Origin of the sequence: Micromonospora sp. HM5-17, assembly GCF_003762835.1 — a bacterium.
Lineage (GTDB): Bacteria > Actinomycetota > Actinomycetes > Mycobacteriales > Micromonosporaceae > Plantactinospora.
The window spans coordinates 95,573-111,476 of the sequence record NZ_RJWA01000005.1 but is presented as its reverse complement, the minus strand read 5'-3'; the positions used below and the strand labels follow the sequence as shown (position 1 = coordinate 111,476).

Annotated in this window: 12 protein-coding genes; 5 read left to right on the top strand and 7 right to left on the bottom strand. The window is 72.6% G+C overall.

The annotated features are described in order from the left end of the window. Positions 1-2: 2 nt before the first annotated feature. Complete coding sequence (locus EF879_RS16110) at positions 3-488, top strand: SRPBCC domain-containing protein (protein ID WP_123559439.1); 486 nt, start codon at positions 3-5, stop codon at positions 486-488. 201 nt (positions 489-689) lie between these two features. Here EF879_RS16110 and EF879_RS16105 read toward each other — a convergent pair whose 3' ends face one another. The 4 genes from EF879_RS16105 to EF879_RS16090 form a co-directional block, all read right to left on the bottom strand. Then, the gene (locus EF879_RS16105; RefSeq protein ID WP_123559437.1) at positions 690-1,097 is read right to left on the bottom strand and encodes a hypothetical protein; all 408 of its coding nucleotides are present in this window, start codon (positions 1,095-1,097) and stop codon (positions 690-692) included. Positions 1,098-1,204: 107 nt separating this feature from the next. Further along, the gene (locus EF879_RS16100; RefSeq protein WP_123559435.1) at positions 1,205-2,836 is read right to left on the bottom strand and encodes an alpha/beta hydrolase; all 1,632 of its coding nucleotides are present in this window, start codon (positions 2,834-2,836) and stop codon (positions 1,205-1,207) included. Next, positions 2,833-3,153, bottom strand: coding sequence for a type VII secretion target (locus EF879_RS16095; RefSeq protein ID WP_123559433.1), 321 nt, complete (start codon positions 3,151-3,153; stop codon positions 2,833-2,835). The genes EF879_RS16100 and EF879_RS16095 overlap by 4 nt, the downstream gene beginning before the upstream one ends. A 272-nt stretch (positions 3,154-3,425) precedes the next feature. Beyond that, positions 3,426-6,701, bottom strand: a complete 3,276-nt coding sequence (locus EF879_RS16090; RefSeq protein WP_123559431.1) for a BTAD domain-containing putative transcriptional regulator — start codon at positions 6,699-6,701, stop codon at positions 3,426-3,428. A gap of 120 nt (positions 6,702-6,821) precedes the next feature. Here EF879_RS16090 and EF879_RS16085 point away from each other — a divergent pair, with 120 nt between their 5' ends. Continuing rightward, on the top strand, positions 6,822-10,874 hold the full coding sequence (locus tag EF879_RS16085; protein ID WP_123559429.1) for a S8 family serine peptidase: 4,053 nt from the start codon (positions 6,822-6,824) through the stop codon (positions 10,872-10,874). Positions 10,875-11,187: 313 nt separating this feature from the next. Here EF879_RS16085 and EF879_RS16080 read toward each other — a convergent pair whose 3' ends face one another. Beyond that, positions 11,188-11,838 (bottom strand): SRPBCC family protein, encoded by a 651-nt coding sequence (locus EF879_RS16080; protein ID WP_123559427.1) that lies wholly within the window; start codon positions 11,836-11,838, stop codon positions 11,188-11,190. Positions 11,839-11,960: 122 nt separating this feature from the next. Continuing rightward, positions 11,961-12,638, bottom strand: a complete 678-nt coding sequence (locus EF879_RS16075; protein WP_123559425.1) for a TetR/AcrR family transcriptional regulator — start codon at positions 12,636-12,638, stop codon at positions 11,961-11,963. Positions 12,639-12,808: 170 nt separating this feature from the next. On the opposite strand from EF879_RS16075, the gene fabG reads away from it, so the two are divergent. Together fabG and EF879_RS16065 are read left to right on the top strand one after the other, a co-directional pair. Beyond that, positions 12,809-13,567, top strand: a complete 759-nt coding sequence (gene fabG, locus EF879_RS16070) for a 3-oxoacyl-ACP reductase FabG (protein ID WP_123559423.1) — start codon at positions 12,809-12,811, stop codon at positions 13,565-13,567. 37 nt (positions 13,568-13,604) lie between these two features. Then, complete coding sequence (locus EF879_RS16065) at positions 13,605-14,069, top strand: MaoC family dehydratase (protein WP_123559421.1); 465 nt, start codon at positions 13,605-13,607, stop codon at positions 14,067-14,069. 129 nt (positions 14,070-14,198) lie between these two features. On the opposite strand, the gene EF879_RS16060 is transcribed toward EF879_RS16065, so the two are convergent. Continuing rightward, complete coding sequence (locus tag EF879_RS16060) at positions 14,199-15,098, bottom strand: LysR family transcriptional regulator (protein ID WP_123559419.1); 900 nt, start codon at positions 15,096-15,098, stop codon at positions 14,199-14,201. A 325-nt stretch (positions 15,099-15,423) separates the two neighbouring features. On the opposite strand from EF879_RS16060, the gene EF879_RS16050 reads away from it, so the two are divergent. Next, positions 15,424-15,831: a RidA family protein gene (locus tag EF879_RS16050; protein ID WP_123559417.1), complete on the top strand. Its 408-nt coding sequence runs from the start codon at positions 15,424-15,426 to the stop codon at positions 15,829-15,831. The last annotated feature ends 73 nt before the right edge of the window (positions 15,832-15,904 follow it).

Genomic DNA, 15,904 nt, shown 5'->3' with positions numbered 1-15,904 from the left:
CGATGCCGGTTATCGACGCCAAGCCCGACCCCGACAAGATGACCCTGACCATCACCGCGGACTTCGCCGCGCCGGTGGAGCGGGTCTGGCAGGTCTACGCCGACCCGCGCCAGCTGGAGAAGGTGTGGGGGCCGCCGGACTTCCCGGCCACGGTGGTGGACCACGACTTCCGGCCCGGCGGCCGGGTGACCTACTACCTGACTGGCCCGGACGGCGCGAAGCACGCCGGATACTGGTCGATCACCGCCGTGGACGAGCCCCGGAGCTTCTCCTTCGAAGACGGCTTCGCCGACCTGGACTTCAAGCCGAACCCGGACCTGCCGGTGTCCAAGAACACCTACTCCTTCGCCGAGCACAACGGCGGTACGCGCGCGACCTACGTCAGCCAGTACGCCTCGGCCGAGGCGCTGCAACAGGTGCTGGACATGGGCGTGATCGATGGCGCCAAGTCGGCGATCAACCAAATCGACGACCTGCTCGCCTCCTGACCAGTGGGAGGCCGGGGCCACGGCCCCGGCCTCCCACGACGACCGTGCGGATTCAGGCGATGGAGGAAGCCGTGGCCCGTGGCCTTGCACCCCGGCGATCCCGACTCGCAGCCCTGCCGTTGTCGATGACGAATCGCTCGCGTACCTTGCCATCCGGCTCGCCGAGGAAGCCGGGCGCGTGCTCGGGTGGAACGTCGGGCGTCAGTTGGCTGCGTCCGGGGTGCGGTAGCAGGGTGATGACACCAGCAGCACCATCGCCGGTGGGTTGCCGCTGCCGAGTTGCAGCGAGTACTCGTCGTCGGTCACCGCGGTGACCCGGCCCCCACCGTCGTTGTAAGTGTGCTCGCCCTTGATGGTGAAGCCTCTGCTCTCCCAGTCCTGGCGGGCTCTCCTCAGCGCCTCAGCGTGCTGCTCGCCGGAAACCTGGATCTGGTAGGTCCCCTGGACGTAGTAGACCTCGCTCTCGTCCGACAGCTCACCGAGCTTGCCCTCGCACGGTGTGACGTTCTCGTTGCCGTTGGAGAACTCCTGGACGCCCACCGCGGCGCGCACCGACTCGGCGTACTCCTTGACCTTGCGTCGGGCCTCGTCCTGCGGCACGGTCTGCATGTCTTCTCCCTGGTCTGCGCAGCCGGCGGGTCCAACCGCCGCGATCACCGCAAGAAGCCCCGTGACCCCACCACGGAGAACGGTATTGAAGGCTTTACGGGTCGTGTTCATTGTCGCGGCGCCGATCCGTGTTCGAGGGTGACTTTGTCGTATTGTCCGACCACGATATGCGCCTGGTTGAGCAGGCTTTCGCTGCCAGGCCTCCAGTAGTCGCTGTGCCCCTCGGTGTCGACCACGTACCGGTTGGCGCCGAAGTCCTTGTCACTGGGCTCATTGTCGTGCACGCCCCAGATGCTGCCCCCCCAACCTGACACCGGGTCGCCCTTGGCGTGCCCGGCCCACACCTGCCGGGGGTCGATCTGCAGGTCCTCGGCCCGGTCGGTGTGCATGCCGGGGCTGCCCGCGGTGACGATGTCGTCCACGGCGAGGCCGTCGCCGCGCAGCGCTGCCTCGGCCACCACCGTGGAACCATAGCTGTGCCCGATCGCGGTGACATGCGACGGGCCCCGGTCGTGGGTGGCCCGCAGCCCGTCGACGAACCGGTCCAGCGCCACGCCGCCCTGCTCGGAACGCCCGCTACCCAACACCGTGAGCAGCTCGGGAGCGTCGTAACCGAGCCACATGATCGTCGAAACCGAGCCCGCGTTGAGCTTGGTGGCGGTGTTGTGGATGTTTTCCACCCGCTTGACGTTGCCGGAGGTGTCGTCGATCTCGGTGCCGAGCCCGGGCACCCATACGGCGGTGTGCCGGGCGGTGTCCGGGTTCCCTACGGCGATGACCACCTTGCCGTCGCCACCGGGCTGCGGGTCGAAACCCAGCAGGAAGCCGTTGTCGCCGAGCCGGTCCAGCGTGGACCTCACCGGCTCGAGCTTTTTCTGCTCGCGCTCGACCGCGTCGAGATTCTGCCGCAGGGTGGCCAGCTCGTTCTGGGCTGCGGTGTCATGGCTGCCGCGGGCCTCCAGCTCGGCGATCTTCCGCCGTAGGTCGTCTTCGTAGGCCTGCAGCTCGTCCAGATGCCGTTCCAGGCGGAGCCGGTTGGCGGCGTCGCGGTCGGACGCGGGGATGCCGTCCAGCCAGCCCACCAGCTCCGGGAAGTCGCGGATGGCCTGCTCCTGCTGGGCGGGGGTCAGACTGTCCCACCACTTCTTGACGTCGGCGGGCGGACGGCCGAACTGCTCCTCCAGCTTTGCCCGGTCGATCGGCGGCAGGGACATGCGACCGAAACCAGTCTTGCTGTCGGGAAGGTTCGCGTTGATGGCGTTGGCGGTCGAACTGTCGACCTGCCGTACCCTGTCGAGGATCTCCTGCAGCTCGGAGACCACCGCGCCGACGGCGCGCGCGGTGGTCGGGGCCGAACCGCCCTGGTACGCCTCCGGCGGCGCGGTCACCGTGCCGGCGGCCGGGTCGACGGTGAATCCGTTCGCGCGGGCCCGGGCGATGATGTCCTCCGCCTGCTGCTTGAGGCGCGCCAGCGCGTACCCGTGGTGATCCAAGGCTTCGGCGATGCGCCGCGCCGGCGGGTAGGTGTTGCTCACCTCGGCGCACAGATCCCGGGTCTTGGCGTGGGCGGACTGCGACGCGGGGCCCTCCGGCCAGACGTCCTCCAGCTCCCGTGTACCGCGGATCAGCTCCTCGGCGGCGTCGTCGATGCGCTGCGCCATTCGCTGCCAGGCCGCCGCCGCGGTGTGGAACTTGTTGGGGTCGCTGGCGAGCAGCCCAGCCAGGGTGATCTCGCTCATTGCGGGATCCTCCGGCCACCGATGTCGCCGAACCGGGTAGCGGAACCCTCGTCGACACCCACATACTCGCCGGCTGCGGTGTTGAAGTCATTGGCCAGTCCGGACACCGAGCGGCGTAGTGTGGTGATGAAGTCGCCCCACACCGCTTTCGCCTTCGCAGCCGCTTTCTGCGGCGCCCACCCGGCCTGATCGTTGGGAGCAAGATCGGATTCAGACTCGGCGTACGCCGACGACAGCAACTCTGCCGCCCGCGTGACATCCGTCGACATGCCCTTGAGTCGTTCTGGCTCGACAACGACCTGCTGCGTCGGCGTCACTGTGCTCGCGCCTCCCTCGTGTCGCAGGATCTCGACGTTGCGGAGGGAAGTGCGTCTCGCGTCTGGCAGTGCGTGCGGAAATATAGTTGATAGGTGTCTGTCTATCAAACATATTGTTGGGCGACCGATATCGGCGGGGATCGACACCAGTCGGGAATGACCTCACGGGTGCGCTGCAGGGCATCCGTGCGGGTGCCGTGGCGGTGCGGGCGACGCAGGGCGGCCTGCCGAACGGACGATGGGCTACCGGCCCGGGCGCCCATACCGGGCGTTCACCCGGCGAGGCTCGGCGCGGCCGCCCGTTCGACCCCCTCGCTGCACCACGAGTACGCGTACCGCACCAGCGCCGCCAGCTCGTCGAGGCTCCACCGGTACGTCGGATCAGGAACCGCCGGCGCCGGATCGAGCCCGAGCGCGGCGACCGGTTCGGCGAGCCCGAGTGGTGCGGGCAGCCCGATGCCCCGACGTGTGCGGTCCCAACGGCCGACCAGGTCCCGGCCGGCCGCCGCGTCTCCGAGGTCGTCGGCGAGCAGACCGGCGACCAGGACGGCGGGCAGGGTCGTCGTGTAGTCGGAGCAGGTCACCCCGTACCGCAGCCCCTCCGTCAGGTGCCCGAGCGCGCGAGTCGGTCGGCCCGCTCGCCGTTCCGCCTCGGCGAGCAGGATGCGCTGCACGTACGCCCGGGACATGCTGGGCGGGTAGCGGCGGGTCAGCTCGTCGATCAGGCCGGTGATGACCGTCGCCGCCTCGGCCGGCGACCGGGTCAGCAGCGCCCGTAGCCCACGGGCCTCGGCGACCCTGCCGTAGTGCAGATAGTTGCCGGGCCGGTCGGCCTGCGTCACCAGCATTGTCTCGGCCGCTTCGGCGTCGTCGAACCGGCCCTGCCCGAGGTACGCCAGGACCTCGAGGTAGCAGCAGCGGGTGGTGTCGGAGGGGCTCGCGTTCTGGTACTGCTCCCGATGGTCGGTCAGCAGGTCGGCGGCCTCGGCGTACCGCCCCCACACGATCAGCGCCTCCGCCTGCATCGCCACGGCGTGCAGCAGCAGGTGCCGGTCGGGCGTCTCGAACCGGGCCGCGAACAGGTCGGCTGCCGCGGCCGGCGCGGCGGGGTCGAGCAACCGGGTCTGCGCCCGCGTCGCGCTGATCAGGGCCTCGGCGTGAAGGATCGGGTAGTGGGTACGCAGCTCGGCGAGGGCGGAACGGATCAGCCGCAGGGCGCCGGCGTAGTCGTTGCGGTTGGTGTACGTCAAGGCGCGGCTGAACCGGAGATGGCTGCGCAGATGTCCCGGCGCGTCGGCCAGGTACGGCTCGACCCGGTCCAGCCAGCGTTCCACCTCGGCGGGCCCGTCGTTGACCGCCCAGAAGTCCAGCACCAACGCGGTCAGCTCGACGGCCGCCGTGGTACGCCCGGCCGCGAACGCGTGGTCGCCGGCGGCCCGCAGGTTGTCCCGCTCCGGCCGTAGCCCGGTGAAGCCGGCGATCTGGTCGTCCGCCAACGGTCGATTGTGGATGGCGCGTACCCGGTCGAGCCAGTAGGTCAGGTGCCGGTCGGCCATCGCCTCGGTCTCGTCGAACTCGGCCAGGCAGGTCGCCGCGTGGGCGCGTACCACCTCGAGGAGCCGGAACCGTCGGGTGCCGGAGGGTTCGTCGGGTTGTACGAGCGAGCGGTCGACCAGGGTCACCAGCATCGGCAGCACCTGCTCCGGTGCGAGCGGCGCGATCCCGCACACCTGCTCGGCCGCCTCGGCGGTGAAACCGTCCCGGAACACCGACAGCCGGGCCAGCAGCCGTCGCTCGTCGGCGGTCAGCAACCGGTACGACCAGTCCAGGGTGGCGGTCAGCGCGTCCGCGAGGAGACCGAAGTCGTGCTCCAGGTGCGCGGCGAGGGTGGCCGGGGGCAGGATCCGCAGTCGGCTGGCGGCCAGCTCCAGCGCGAGCGGTAGCCCGTCGACCCGGCGGCAGATGCGGGCCAGGGCGGCCAGGTCGGCGTCGGTGGGTGTGAAGCCGGGCAGCGCCTCCCGCGCCCGGCGCAGCAGCAGCGCCATCGCCGGTACCGTCGGGGTCACCGGCCCGTCCTCGGGCGGTACCGCCATCGGGGACAGCCGCCAGACCGTCTCCTCGGGCAACCCGAGCGGTTGCCGGGAGGTGGCCAGCACGACCAGCCGACGGTCCGCGGCGAGCAGCCGGCGCACCAGCGCGACGCAGGGTTCCCGCAGGTGTTCGCAGTTGTCGAGGACGACCAGCACGGGACGGTCGGCGACGTACCGTTCGACGCCGGTCAGCAACTCGGCGACGCTGGCGCCCTTGACCGACAGCAGGTCGGCGAGCGCCACGACGACGTCGTCATGGCTGCGCGCGGCGGCCAGCGGCACCACCACCACGTCGTGTGGGATACGCGAGTCCGGTAGCGCGCCGTGCGGGATGCCCGGGGCGGGCGACGCCACCAGTGCGTGGTCCGGGGCGCGCGGGGCCGACGACGTGGCTCGGGGTGTGCGGGGCGCCGGCGACGCATCGCACGGAGTGCGTGCGGGCGGCGACGTGGCGTCGGTCGTGGGCGTCGCCGCCACGGCGTCCGCCGATGTATCCGCGGCCAGCAGCTCGGCGGCGTGCAGGGCCAGGGTCGTCTTGCCGACCCCGGCCGGACCGACGACGGTCACCAGCCGGTGGTCGGTGAGGAGCGCGGTCAGTTCGGCCAGTTCCCGGTCGCGGCCGACGATGCTGGTGAGGTGGGAGCGGCGGCCGTGCCAGGTCGCCGCCCGGCCGCGGGCCGCGGGCTCGGCGGGCCCGGCCACGGCCAGGTCGAGCGCCGGGTCCTGCGCCAGGATCGCCTGCTCGAGCCGGCGCAGCGGGGCGCCCGGCTCGATGCCGAGCGTGTCGACGAGCATCCGGCGGGTCTCCCGGTACGCGGCCAGCGCCCGTGCCTGCTGGCCGGACCGGTACAGGGCGAGCATCAGCAGGCCCACCAGCCGCTCGCGCAGCGGGTACCGGGCGGCCAGGTCGGTCAGCTCGGTGACCAGCTGGCGGTGCTGACCGAGGGCCAGCTCGGCCTCGACGCGGTCCTCCAACGCGGCCAGCCGCTGCTCGGTCAGGCCGGCACAGATCTGGTCGACGACCCGGCCGGTCGCCACGTCGGACAGCGGCGGGCCGTGCCACAGCTCCAGGGCGGTCCGCAGCAGCCGGGCCCGGCGGGCCGGGTCGGTCGACTCCCGTGCCTGGTCGAGCAGCGCGCGGAACCGGTGCAGGTCGACCGCCTCGGGCGGGCCGGTGATCAGGTACCCGGCACCGCGGGTCTCCACCGCGATTCCGTGTCGCTCCACCCCAGCCGCGCGCAGCCGGGCCCGCAGCCGCGACACGTGGGTGTGCACGATGGACCGGGCCCGCCGCGGCGGTTCACCGTCCCAGAGCAGCTCGACGAGGCGGTCGACCGGCACCACCCGGCCCATCTCGACGAGCAGGATGGCGAGCAGGCAGCGTTGCTGTGGACGGCCCAGGGCAATCCGTTCGCCGGCCACGACACACTCCACCGGGCCGAGCAGCCGGAACTCCACGGGTGGTGACGGTAGCCGCTTGGTCGGCGCTGTCAAGAACGTGTCAAGCGTACGGCCAGAGCACTGTGACAGGTCCGGCGGATAGTGACGGAGCACTCCTCATGATCAAAGGAGCTCAACGTGCTTCTGCCAGATAAACGACGCCGACTACTCGGCGTCGGCCTCACCGTGGGCGCGGTTCTGGTGGCGGCGACCCCGTCCACCGCGGCCGGTAGTCCGCCCACACCATCCACGTCGACACCCACCCCGGCCCCGGCCTCGGCGCCGGTTGTGGACACCCACCAGGTCACGCTGCTCACCGGAGACACGGTCGAGGTGCAGCGGCTGGCCAACGGCCGGTACGCGGCCACCCCGCGCCCGGGCCGCCGCGTCGCCGACGGCCAGCCCGTGGCGTTCAGCCAGCTCCGCACCCCCGCCGGCGACCTGTACGTGGTGCCGTCGGACGCCGGTGCCGAGGTGGCCGGCGGACGCATCGACCTGGACCTGTTCAACGTACGGCGGCTGGTGGAGGACGGGTACACCGACCAGCGCGTCGCCCGTACCCCGGTGATCGTCCAGCTCGATCCCGCCGCGACGGAACGCGCACCGAAGGCCGCGTCGGACCCCGCGTCGGCCCTGACGTACTCCGCCGACGCCCTGCCGGCCACCGAACGCGTCCGCCCGCTGCGGAGCATCCACGCCGCCGCCACCGAGGTCACGAAGACGGACACCGAGACGTTCTGGGCCAAGGTACGCGGCCCCGCCAGCGGCGTACGCCGGGTCTGGCTGGACCGCCGGATCCACGCGACCCTCGACCAGAGCGTCCCGCAGATCGGCACCCCCGCCGCATGGCAGGCCGGATACGACGGCACCGGCGTCACCGTGGCGGTCCTCGACACCGGCGTCGACCTGTCGCACCCGGACCTGAACGGAAAGATCGCCGGGACCGCGAACTTCACCTCCGAGCCGACGGCCGCGGACGGCAACGGACACGGTACGCACGTCGCCTCGACGGTCGCGGGCAGCGGCGCCGCGTCCGGCGGCCGCTACAGGGGCGTGGCCCCCGGAGCACGGCTGCTGATCGGCAAGGTGCTCGGCAGCGACGGTAGCGGCGAGCTGTCCGGCCTGATCAGCGGCATGGAGTGGGCCGCCACCAGCGGCGCCCGGGTGGTGAGCATCAGCGTCGGCGCCGGTGCCAGCGACGGTCAGGACCCGGCCAGCCTCGCCGTGAACGAGCTGACCGCCCGCACCGGCGCCCTGTTCGTGATCGCGGCGGGCAACGCGGGACGCAACGGCCCGGGAACCGTGTCGGCGCCGGGCTCCGCCGCCGCGGCGCTCACCGTCGGCGCCGTCGACAAGCGCGACCGGTTGGCCGACTTCTCCTCCCGCGGTCCGCTGACCGGCAGCAACGGGCTCAAGCCGGACGTCACCGCACCCGGCGTCAACATCGTCGCGGCCCGGGCCGCCGGCACCTCGCTGACCTCGTCGGTGCCCGGTGACGGTCCGGTGGACGACTACCACACCTCGCTGTCCGGTACCTCGATGGCGACCCCGCACGTCAGCGGTGCGGCGGCGCTGCTCGCCCAGCGGCATCCGGACTGGCGGGCGCCGCAGCTCAAGACGGCGCTGACCAGCACCGCCGTGTGGAATTCGGAGCTGAGCGTGTACGAGCAGGGCGCCGGCCGGATCGACGTGGCCCGGGCGATCCGCCAGGAGGTCCTGGCAAGCCCGTCGAGCCTGGACTTCGGCACCCTCGAATGGCCGCACAGTGAGCCGGCCACCCGTACCGTCACCCTGACCAACCAGGGCGCCACCACCGCGACCCTGGACCTCACCGCCGAGCTGACCGGGCCGGACGGTCGACCGGCCACCGACGCGCTGACCGTCGAGCCGGCCCGGGTGACCGTACCGGCGGGTGGCTCGGCCGAGGTCCGGGTGACCGTCGACCCGACCGACCGGGCCGCCAAGCAGTACTCCGGAGTGCTGCGGGCGAGCGCGGCGGGCACCGACGACGAGGTCCTGCACCTGCCGATCGGCCTGTACCTCCAGCCGCCCCAGCACGTCGTGCGGGTTCGGCTGGTTCCGCCGGCCGGATGGGCGCAGCGGACGCGGTACACGGACTTTTCGGTGCTGTGGCTGGCGCGGGTGGACGAGTCGGCCGAGCCGATCGCCGTCGAGCGGGGCGACGAGCCCTACGTCGACGTCCGGGTCGACGACGGCGTCTACCTGGTGTCGACCACGTTCTACACCTACGACCCGGTGACCGGGGCGCACACGGTGACGCAACTGGTCGACCCGGAGGTGGTGGTCCGCGACCGGAACGTTGAGACGGTGCTGGACGCCACCACCGCGGTACCGGTGGCCGCCGAGACACCGAAGCCCACCGAGACCCACTACATCTGGCTCTCGCTCCGGCGCGGCACCGCCGACCACGGCGAGTACGAGCTCGTCAGCGGCGCCGTCTGGGCCTACCACGGCGACATCGCCTTCCGGATCACCCCGACCCGGCGGGTCACGATCGGCACCCTGCGGGTGGCGACGCAGTTCGACCTGACGGAGGACCTGGTGAGCATGCGGGTCGCCCGGCCGGGCGGGCACACCTTCGACATCAACTACGCGCAGTACCAGTTCCAGGAGCCGAAGCTCTCCCTCGACCGGACCGTCGACCTCGTCGACGCCGGCGACGGCAGCCCGGAGGCGATCTCCCGGGCCAGGGTCCGCGGTCGGGTCGCGCTGATCCAGGCCGACTGGCGGACCGGCACGTACGTGAACGCCACCGAGTCGACCCTGTACCAGAGCCTGGCCCGGCTTCGCGACGCCGGCGCCGTCGCCGCCATCGCGTCGGTGTCCGAGGGACTGCCCTGGTGGCTCGGCCCGCTGGTGTTCGACTCCGGAAGCGGCGCCGCCACACCGCAGACCTCCCCGCTGCCGGTGCTGGTGCTCGGACCCGGTGAGGCCGCCACCGCCCGCAGCCTGACCAGCCGCGGGCCGGTGCGGGTCGACCTGCGGGCCCGGACCGCGCCGAGCTACACCTACCGGCTGCGCTTCGAGGAGAACAGCGGGCGGATCGGCCCCGACCAGACCCACTCGGTCCGGGCTCACCAGCTCGCCACGGTCACCAGCCGGTACCACGGGCAGGCGCCGAGCGACGTGGAGCGCAACACGTACAGCGTGGACCCGGACGGCTGGCAGCTCGGCGGGTCGACGTTCCTGGCCGGACCGGCGGAGATCACCGACTACGTCGGGCCGGTCTCGTCCCGGGTGCTGTGGACGACCTCGGTGCACGGGACGCTGGTCAGCGACCGGGACAAGATGGATGCCGACGTTCTCACGCCGATCGCCTGGGAGTGGGCGATGGACGTGTACCCGAAGGCCCGCCACCAGACGACCGACTGGATGACCCCCGCCGGCTACGGCGGGTACCGCGCACCGGAGTTCCTCGACGGACCGCTGGGCGCCGTGGCCCCGACCATCAGCCTCTGCGCCTTCTGCCGCACCAGCGAGGGGCTGTTGCCATTCGTCTGGGAGGCCACGGGCGGTGGCAGCCACGTCGGCCGGCCCGCCCTCGACGTGCTCAACTACGAGAACACCCACTACGAGGCGCACCTGTACCGCAACGGGCAGGAGCTACCCGGCGGGCCGTACTGGGACCTGACCAAGTATCCGGACCCGGCCCGGTACCGCTACACCCTACGGGTGGTCGGCGGGACCGCGCCCAGGCCCACCACGTCGTACCCGAGCGAGTCGGAGACCATCTGGGAGTTCCGGTCCCAGAAGCCGACCGGCTACGAGGGCCCCACCTGGGAGACCTGCCGGGCGAGCGAGACGACGGTGGCGCCCTGCCGGGTCGAGCGGGTGCTGCTGCTCGGCTACGACCTCGGCCGGGCGGTACGGCTGGACAACTCCGGGCAGGCCCCCGGCGTGGGCCGGATCGGTCTCTCGGTGTACCAGCAGGCGGGCGTGCCGCGCTCGCACCTGCGCGGCATCCAGGTGCGGGTCAGCTACGACCGGGGCGAGCACTGGCTGCCGGTGCTGGCGGTACCCCGCGGCGACGGCCGGTACGAGGTGACGGTGAACCACCCCCGGGGAGCGTCCTCGGTGAGCCTGCATACCGTGGCGTGGGACGACGCGGGCAACCGGGTGGAGCAGACCCTGCTCGACCTGTACCCGCTCCGCTCGGCGAAACCGCGGTGAGCGCCGCGGTCTGGCCGGTGGGCGCCCCGCGGCCGTCGAGCCGCGCGGGCTGTCCCGGGTTGATGGTCGGGTAGTCGGTCGGGGCCACCGGTCTCTCCGGCCGGTGGCCCCGACGCGTCTGCCGGGTGGCGGCGGGCACAGCCCCGGAGGGCGGCGGTGGGTACGCCCCACGGAACGGCAGATGAGGTCCGGCCACGGTGTTGCCCGGCCGGGTGAGCGTGACGTCGCGGATGACGACGGTGCGCTGGTGCGGGGGTCGAGCAGGTGCCGCACGGTCAGGCAGGTGCCGCACGGTCAGGCAGGTGTCGTACGGTCAGGCCGCCGGGCCGGCGGGCGGCTCCGGGGCGTAGAACCGGGTGGTGTTGGCGACCATCCGGGCCACGTCGTCGGGTGACTCGCCGCCGGCCACCGCGGCCGCGCCCCAGGCGTTGCTGCTCAGCGTCGCGAACTCCCGGGCCTCCGGGGACTGCTCCCAGGTCCTCGGGTCCTCGATGGTGCGCCCGGCGAGGTGCAGGCCCAGGCCGAGCAGCGTCAGGTCCCAGCCGACCCCGACCGCCCCGGGGCCGTACTCCGTCCAGCGCTCGGGGTCGGTGACCGCGATGTGCTCGAGTTCGAACACGGTCGTGCCGTCCGTCTCCGGCGAGAGGCGGACCTCGACCTCGCTGTACCCACCCTCCACCGGCTCGCCGTAGATCCAGGTCACCCGCAGCAGGCGGGGCGGTTCGCACCGGACGATCTCCCCACCGGCGTTCCCCTCGGTCTGGTAGCGGCCGCCGACCCGGAAGTCGCCGCTGACCGGGAGGAACCACCGGGGGAGCCGTTCGGGGTTGGTGACGGCGTCCCAGACGTCCTCCACCGGTGCGTCGTAGGTGCGGCGTAGCAGCACTGTCCGGGCCTCGCCGGCCGGGGTCTCCGCCCGTCCGACCACCCGGTGGATCGCGTTGATCTCGTCGACGATGTCCACCCGTACGCTCCTGTTCTCGCTGGTCGTGGTGCTGTCCGGGCACCTGCGGCGAGTCCGCCCCGGACGTCGGCTGGGAGTGTATCAGGGTGAACTTATATAAGTGGGCGTCGGCGTGATCGCGACTACTCCGAATCCGACGAACTCGGCCGGCCGGCGGCCAGCGGCGGCAGCGGCCCGACCGTCCGCTCGTACGTCCGGGACAGCCCGTCGATCAGGGCCTCCAGGCCGAGGACGAACGCGCCCTCGTCGACGCTGCGCTGGTGCTCGGCGAGGCGGTGCGCCTGGTGCAGGTGCGGATACCGCTCGCCGTAGACGTCCGGGTCCTCGACGAACCCCCTCGCGAACGAGCCGAGCGCCGAACCGGTCACGAAGTAGCGCATCAGCGCGCCGATGTGGGTGGCCCGGGCCGGCGGCCACCCCGCCGCGACCAGCCCGCCGTACACGGCGTTGGCCATCGCCAGCCCGGCCGGTCGGCGTCCCGGCCCCCGCGCCAGGTGCGGAACGATGTTCGGGTGGGTGGCCAGGGCCGCCCGGTAGGACAGACCCCAGCGGCGCAGCGCCTCCCGCCAGTCGAGCGTGCCGAAGAACGAGACGTCGACCTCGGCGATGATGCTGTCCGCCACCGCGTCGAGGATCTCGTCCTTGGTGGCGAAGTGGTGGTAGAGGGAGGGCCCCCGCACCCCGAGTTCGGCGGCGAGCCGGCGGGTGGAGAGCGCCGCCAGGCCCTCCGCGTCGATCAGCGCGGCGGCGGCCGCGATGATCCGCTCCCGGCTCAGCAGCGCCTCACGCGGTCTCGGCACCCTGTCACCTCCCGGCTCCGGTCGCGGCGAGGACCGCCCCACCCCGGGTCTGGACGGGACAAAACTTGCACCGCTAGTTTATCGGCGGAACCGGCAGCGTCCCGCCGAGCCGTCGGCGGGACGTCCACACCACCGGTCGAGGCGCGGACTGGGACTCTGGGGTGAGAGACGTGAACAGATTCGCCGGCAGGGTGGCCGTCGTCACCGGAGGCGCTCAGGGCATCGGTGCGGCGACCGCGCGACGGCTGGCCGCCGAGGGTGCGACCGTCGCCGTCCTCGACCTGTCCGCGGAGCGGGCCGAGGCGGTCGCGGCCGAGCTGACCGCCGGCGGGAGCCAGGCGATCGGGATCGGCTGCGACGTCACCGACGCCGTCGCGGTGCCGGCCGCGATCGACCGGGTCGTCGAGACGTACGGGCGGCTCGACGTGCTGGTCAACAACGCCGGCATCACCCGGGACGACCTGCTGTTCAAGATGCCGCTGGAGAACTGGGAGGCCGTGCTGACGACGAACCTGACCAGCATGTTCCTCTGCTGTCAGGCGGCGCAGCGACACATGGTGCCGGCCCGGTACGGCCGGATCGTCAACCTGAGCAGCCGCTCGGCGCTGGGCAACCGGGGCCAGGTCAACTACGCGGCGGCCAAGGCCGGCGTCCAGGGGCTGACCGCCACCCTCGCCATCGAGCTCGGCCCGTTCAACATCACCGTCAACGCGGTCGCGCCGGGCTACATCGCGACCGCCATGACCGCGGCCACCGCGCAGCGGGTCGGGGCAACCCCGGAGGAGCACCAGCGGCAGGCCGCCGAGCGGACCCCGCTGCGCCGGGTCGGCCAGCCCGAGGAGGTAGCGGCGGTGATCGCCTTCCTGGCCAGCGACGACGCGTCGTACGTCAGCGGCCAGACCCTGTACGTCAACGGCGGGGCCCGCTGACCCGCGGCCCGGGCATCCGGAAGGGACGCATCGTGGCATGAAGGTCTTCGCCTCGCCGGCCGAACTCGCCGCCGCGGTCGGCACGTCGCTCGGCCCGGGGCCGTGGCGCGTGGTCGACCAGGACCGGGTCAACCGCTTCGCCGACGCCACCGACGACCACCAGTGGATCCACGTCGACCCGGAACGCGCCGCCAGCGGTCCGTTCGGCGGCACGATAGCCCACGGTTATCTCACCCTGTCGCTGCTGCCCGCGCTCGTGCGACCGCTGTACCGCGTCGAGGGGGTACGGATGGTGGTCAACTACGGGCTGAACCGGGTGCGGTTTCCGGCCCCCCTGCGGGTCGGTGCGGCGGTCCGCGCCACCGCGGTGATCACCGAGGTCAGCGACGTTCCCGGCGGTCTGCAGATGCTCGCCACGGTCACCGTGGACAGTGACGCCGGCGGCAAGCCGGTCTGCGTGGCCGAGACCGTCACCCGGCTGTACGTGGGGGAGGAGCGCTGAGGGCCGCGTCCGCGGGGTGAGAAGCAGGGCCGCATCCGCGGTGTGAGGCGGCCGCAGCCGTCATGCCGGCGGCCTGTGCCGGGCCGGGCGGCATGTCGCCCGGGTGGTGGACGTTTGCGACCGGCGCTGTCACGTGGGGATGGCCGCGGCCACCTCGTCGAGGATGCCGAGCAGCCGGGTGACCGCCGGTGGGCGGGTGCGTCCGGCGAGGGTGGCGGCGAATATCCGCCGGGTGGAGGCGTCGTCGCGGTGCAGGCGTAGCAGCACGATGTCCGCCGGGGCCGCCCGCGCGGCGAGCGCCGGGACGAGCGCGACCCCGAGCCCGGCGGCCACGCAGCCGAGCTTGCCGGTCCAGTCGGCGGCGATGATGTCGACCCGGGGCTGGAAGTTCGGCGGCAGGTAGGCCCGCAGCAGCGCCCGCTCGTCGGTGGCCGATCCTGTGATGAAGGCGTCCTCGGCCAGCTCGGCCAGACGTACCGTGCGGCGCCGGGCCAGCCGGTGGTTCCGGGGCACCGCGACCAGCAGCCGCTCGTCGAGCAGGTGGTGCAGGTCGAACCGGTCGGCGTCGATCGGCCGGTCCACCGCCGCGCTCACCACCGCCACGTCCGCGTCGCCGGCGGCGAGCCGCTCCAGCAGGCCGGGCGTTCGCCCCTCGATCAGCGACACCGCGATCTCGGGGTGGGCGGCCCGGAAGGTCGCCAGTGCCCGGGGCACCAGCGCGGCGACGGCGGTCGGGAACGCGCCGACCCGCAGCCGCCCGGCGCCCAGACCGCGTAGTGCCGCCAGGTCCCGCCGTGCCGTCTCCAGTCGGTCGAGTACCGCCTCGACGTGGTCGAGCAGGCAGCGTCCCTCCTCGGTGAGCGCGACCCCGCGCGGTAGGCGGTCGAAGAGCCGCCCGCCGAGCTCCGCCTCGAGGGTCGCGATCTGGCGGGAGACCGCGGACTGGGTGTAGCTGAGGGCTCGGGCGGCGCTGGTGATCGATCCGTGCCGCGCGACCGTCCGGAACACCTCAAGGGAGTGGATCTCCATGGTCGGGATGCTAGCTACGCATGGCAGCCATGCGTGACATTCGCTGGTCGCATCGGTAGTCGCCGCCTACGGTCTGCCCGTGACAGTCATTCGCCGTTCTGGCACCGGGCACGTGGTATGCCGATCACCCGCGGCCTGCTGGCGGCGGGGCACGCGGTCACCGTCTGGAACCGCCACGCTGGGCGCGCCGCGCCGCTGGTCGCGGGCCGGCATCCGCCTCGCGGCGACCCCGGCGCCGCGCTCGCCTCCGGACCGCTGGGTGGCGCGTCCGCCCGGGTGACCGACAGGACGGGCCAGGACGTTCGTCTGACCAACCGGAGGATGCATGCGCGTGAGTTTGGACAATCCGAGCACCGTACCGCCGCCGGTCGGGCCGTACGCCCACGTGGCGCGGGTGGACGTCGGCGGCGGGACGCTGCTGATGACCGCCGGGCAGATCGCCGTCGACGACGACGGAGCCGTGGTGGCCCCGGGTGACGTGGTCGCCCAGGCCGAACGGATCTTCGAGTTGATCGGCGGGATCCTGGCCGCGCACAGCGCGGGGCTGGCCGACGTCCTACACATCCGAACCTTCATGACCAACCTCGACGACCTGCCGGCCTACGGCCAGGTTCGGCGCCGGCTCTTCCCGAACACGCCACCGCCGGCGAGCACGACCGTCGAGGTGAGCCGGCTGTTCCGCCCCGGCGCCGTGCTCGAGGTCGAGGTGACCGCGGCCGTGCCGGCCCGGTAGCGCCCGCCGGCCGGCGGCGTAGGCGTTGCCTCGGGGGGTACGCCGCCGGCCGGCCCGCACGGGCGGTCGGGAC

Coding starts and splice junctions, on each gene's coding strand:
- EF879_RS16110 (WP_123559439.1), top strand. CDS start 3: ATGCCGGTTATCGACGCCAAGCCCGACCCCGACAAGATGACCCTGACC.
- EF879_RS16105 (WP_123559437.1), bottom strand. CDS start 1,097: ATGCAGACCGTGCCGCAGGACGAGGCCCGACGCAAGGTCAAGGAGTAC.
- EF879_RS16100 (WP_123559435.1), bottom strand. CDS start 2,836: ATGAGCGAGATCACCCTGGCTGGGCTGCTCGCCAGCGACCCCAACAAG.
- EF879_RS16065 (WP_123559421.1), top strand. CDS start 13,605: ATGAAGGTCTTCGCCTCGCCGGCCGAACTCGCCGCCGCGGTCGGCACG.
- EF879_RS16060 (WP_123559419.1), bottom strand. CDS start 15,098: ATGGAGATCCACTCCCTTGAGGTGTTCCGGACGGTCGCGCGGCACGGA.
- EF879_RS16050 (WP_123559417.1), top strand. CDS start 15,424: ATGCGCGTGAGTTTGGACAATCCGAGCACCGTACCGCCGCCGGTCGGG.